Below are 3,170 nucleotides of genomic sequence, written 5' to 3'. Positions count from 1 at the left end.
TAGACGGCCTGTTCACATCATCTGTCACCAAGCCCACGACGCCACAAGCCCCTCCTAGCCGCCTGCCAAAAGGAATTGATGCCATCACCCTGGACAAGATCAGAGCGGTGCTAGTTTCGCCAACCACAACCCTCAATGCCGAACAGGTCGGCCAGGAAATTGGAGCCAGCCGAACCACTGCCCGCCGTTACCTCGAATATATGGTCAGCACCGACGAACTCTGTGCCGAGGTTTCCTACGGCACAGTCGGCAGGCCCGAGCGAAAATACCGCAAGCAAGGCTGACATTGCTTAGCTATGCCTTAAGCGCCTTTGATACATAGCCTGATTATTCACCACTGAAATAAATTGCAGCCAAGTCACAACTACAAGTGCAACCAATTGCAAACAAGCCACACTCACCCCTGCCATTTGGAAGCAACCAATAAACTTTACTAGCTTGATAGATAAAGTTGTGAGCGCTTCCTAGTCGGCAGTGTGATTTAGGAATTAGAAGAGCAAATAACTCGGCAACTTTTTATGCACCTCTCATTACAAAATATATCGGTGCCCTAAGTCGAATCACTCAGCAAGCACCGGATTGGTTAGGTTGATACACATAAAAAGGATAAATGATGAATAACTCACTCATGGTTGGCTACCTTCAGAGCTGGTCTTCTAATGTCACTTTTACTCAGGCAGCAGAAAGTGGCTACAATGCGATTGTATTGGCATTCGGAGAAATAGACGGTTCGACCGTCAATATTTACGATGGCTTTTTTGCAGCAGCACACACGCCGGAACTACTGAAACAAGACATCAGCAACGCCAAGGAAAAAGGCGCAAAACAAATTCTGTTATCAGTCGGTGGCGCCAATAATACCTATAACCCGGGTGGAGCCCCCGTAAGCGAACTGGCAGGCAATATCGTCAGCTTCCTCAATGAATATGGCTTTACCGGGATCGACTTCGATCTTGAAATAGAGGGCGACGGCGCTTACCTCGACGAATTATGCCAGGCGCTTAAAAGTATTGAGCCCGCATTGATCATTACCGCTGCTCCGCAGCTTAACCAGGGCGCTCACGAAACGGATCTTATTCTGGTTTCGAGCGGCAATTGCCGTATGTATGATCAGGCCGTCAACAATCACCGCTTCGACTACCTGTTTATTCAGGCCTATAACAACCCCTGGCCTGTTATAAACAATACTAAGGAAACAGATGTCGAGTTTATCTCCAACAGCTTTATTAACCTGACAACTACGATCCCTAACAGTACCAAGATAGTGATTGGAGAGCCGGCAGACAGGCAAGCGGCAGGCACCAGTATCTTTACCGTTGCTGAGGTCCCTGACAATATTTACCAGCTTATTCACGACCAATACGAAACGATTTATTCCAATCCGCAATTTGGTGGTGCCATGGTATGGAGCATTAACCTCGATGCCCAAAATGGCTATCAGTTTATCAATGCCCTAAAGGGACTGCTTGATTCGTAACAAGTTGATTAATGCCCTTCAATCATTGTAAAACCAAACAAAAACAATCATCAGGATAGGCCTCCCCTATCCTGATTTTCACTATATTCCACTAACAATCAAACGGTTAAAACTTCACCAGTAAAATGTATAAGCATCTCTGTGATAGGTATAAGTCGATAAAAGCCCCCCTCTTTATAATGGCGCTATCAAACGAGTTCAATCCTAGTACAGAGGTGAAATTATGGCAGCGTCAAACTGGAGTGCCCAAGATATTCAAGATCAGCAAGGTCGGTTGGTCATTGTTACCGGAGCCACCAGCGGAATCGGCAAAGAAACTGCGCTCACGCTGGCCGGAAAAAATGCTTCTGTCATCATTGCTGCACGCAACATGGCGAAAGGGCAAGATGTCGTCGATGAAATCCTCAAGCAGCACCCAAAGGCAGATATCTCGGTACGCGAACTTGATCTGACCAACCTTGAATCCATCAAAACATTCTCTGATTCAATCCTGCGTGACTATAAGCAGCTAGATGTTCTTATCAACAATGCCGGGATCATGATGTGCCCGTATTCCAAAACGTCAGATGGGTTTGAAGTCCAGATGGGCACCAACCACCTCGGTCACTTTGCGTTAACAGGCCGCCTGATGCCACTGTTGATGAACACCAAAAACGCAAGAATCATAGTGCTTTCAAGTATCGCCCACCGATTTGGCAACATTGACCTGTCAGATATCAACTGGGACAACAGAGCGTATAACACCAACAAAGCCTATGGCGACAGCAAGCTGGCCAACCTCTATTTTGCCTACGAGCTGAGCCGTAAGCTTGAAGGCATTAAAGGTGCACCAATTGTCACAGCAGCACACCCGGGGTGGACGGCCACAGAACTACAGCGCCACACAGGGCTGTTTATGTTCCTCAACCATTTCTTTGCGCAAGATACCAGTATGGGAGCATTACCGACATTACGCGCCGGTTTCGATGATAGTGTTAAGCCCGGTGACTATTTCGGCCCCGCTGCATTTTTCGAAACACGCGGCTATCCTGTCACTGTAAAGTCCAACAAGAAAGCCCATGACAACCTGCAGGCCAGCGAGCTGTGGCGGCAGTCAGAAAAAATGACCGGCATTGAATTCTCAATATGATGTGACATAACAGCGTACAGTGAAAGAAGCCTATGAACAGTATCATTAACATTAAAAGTGTTTCCGAGACCCACCAGATGCTGGGGCTCGGAAAACCCAGGCACCCACTGGTTTCAGTCTTCAATAACGACTGTCTGAATATGGACCTGAGCGATGCCTGCTACAGTTCGGAGCTGTACATCATTTCGATGAAAGAAGGCGTGACGGGCAAGATGTCATACGGCAGAAGTTCCTATGACTTTGAAGAAGGCACCATGGTGTTCATGTCTCCGGGTCAGGTAATGACACCTGCGGAAGCAGAAAGTACCGGGGATAGCGTCAGCTACGCCGGTTGGACGCTGATCTTCCATCCCGACTTGATCCGTAAGTCACAGCTGGGAAGAAAAATCGGCCAATACACCTTCTTCTCCTACGACGTCAACGAAGCGCTGCACCTCTCCGAGGACGAAAAGCAAACCCTCAATGAACTGGCCGATAAAATAAGAAAAGAGATCAACCAAAACATTGACAGACATACTCAGCACCTTATTGCCGGCAATATTGAGCTACTTCTGGATTATTGTA

The 3,170-nt window shown here is 47.5% G+C and carries 2 protein-coding genes and 2 pseudogenes; all 4 read left to right on the top strand.

Annotated elements, in window-relative coordinates; translation table 11 throughout:
- Positions 1-284 (top strand): annotated as a pseudogene (locus MHN01_RS22175) (two-component system response regulator); the annotation flags it as partial.
- A gap of 329 nt (positions 285-613) precedes the next feature.
- On the top strand, positions 614-1,477 hold the full coding sequence (locus MHN01_RS22170; RefSeq protein WP_239413483.1) for a glycosyl hydrolase family 18 protein: 864 nt from the start codon (positions 614-616) through the stop codon (positions 1,475-1,477).
- 223 nt (positions 1,478-1,700) lie between these two features.
- Positions 1,701-2,606, top strand: coding sequence for an oxidoreductase (locus MHN01_RS22165; protein ID WP_239413482.1), 906 nt, complete (start codon positions 1,701-1,703; stop codon positions 2,604-2,606).
- 32 nt (positions 2,607-2,638) lie between these two features.
- Positions 2,639-3,170: pseudogene (locus tag MHN01_RS22160) on the top strand (AraC family transcriptional regulator); the annotation flags it as partial.

The organism is Photobacterium sp. OFAV2-7 (genome assembly GCF_022347985.1).
Lineage (GTDB): Bacteria > Pseudomonadota > Gammaproteobacteria > Enterobacterales > Vibrionaceae > Photobacterium.
This window is presented reverse-complemented; position numbering and strand designations above follow the sequence as displayed.

Coding starts and splice junctions, on each gene's coding strand:
- MHN01_RS22170 (WP_239413483.1), top strand. CDS start 614: ATGAATAACTCACTCATGGTTGGCTACCTTCAGAGCTGGTCTTCTAAT.
- MHN01_RS22165 (WP_239413482.1), top strand. CDS start 1,701: ATGGCAGCGTCAAACTGGAGTGCCCAAGATATTCAAGATCAGCAAGGT.